The sequence below is a fragment of the Zooshikella harenae genome (assembly GCF_018837975.1).
GTDB lineage: Bacteria > Pseudomonadota > Gammaproteobacteria > Pseudomonadales > Zooshikellaceae > Zooshikella > Zooshikella harenae.
This window is the reverse complement of the sequence record NZ_JAGSOY010000302.1, coordinates 1-809: the sequence shown is the minus strand read 5'-3', so window position 1 is coordinate 809 and position 809 is coordinate 1. Positions and strand designations below refer to the sequence as shown.

The 809-nt window shown below is 48.0% G+C and carries 1 protein-coding gene; it reads left to right on the top strand.

What is annotated here, in order from left to right; translation table 11 throughout:
- Positions 1–809: RHS repeat domain-containing protein (locus KCG35_RS25795; protein WP_373687384.1), on the top strand; the 809-nt coding region annotated here is incomplete at both ends.

The following is an 809-nucleotide window of genomic DNA, read 5'->3' as shown; positions in this document are numbered from 1 at the left end:
ATCAACTTCAGCCACAGTGGCAGCAATGATGACATCAATGTCGCCCAGAACATCAGTTACTTACCTTTTGGTCCTATCCAAAGCTTAACCTGGGGTAATGGCTTAACGCTGAACCGCCAGTATGACCAGGATTTCCAGCTCACCAGCCAGAGTGTACAAGGTATTCAAAGCCTGAGTTATGGCTATGATGCCGTGGGCAACATCCTCAGCATTGATGATGGTTTACAAGCCAGCCTGAACCAGAAATTTGAGTACGATGCCTTAGATCGCTTAGCACTGGAAAGTGGTTACTTTGGGCAAAAGACCTATGAATTTGATGAAGTGGGCAACCGTACTCAGCGTGTTTGGACCACCAAAGCCGATGCCTCTGGTAACAGTCAAACCAAGAAGCAAGCCCTGAGCTATCACGATAACAGCAACCGTCTGAACAAGCTGAACAAAGAAACCGTTAGCTTGGATGCGATGGGCAATACCCTGGCCAGTCGTGGTGCCAATGCCACCTATGACGCCCGTGGGCGTTTAAGCAGCATGACAGTAAACGGTGAGCTTCGTGCTAAATACACCTACAACGCCATTGGTGAGCGGGTCGTTAAAGAGCGCATCTTAGGGGGACAATCTTACTATGGTGTTTACCAATATGACTTAGCCGGCCAGTTATTAGCTGAATCCAATTACTCCAGTACTCGCAAGCTGTTAGACCGCCATTATGTGTGGTTAGGCAATATGCCAGTAGCTATGGTAGAAGTGCATTACCAAGGCAATGGTAAGGTTGCCAATACCCAGGTGAACTATATCCATGCGGATCACCT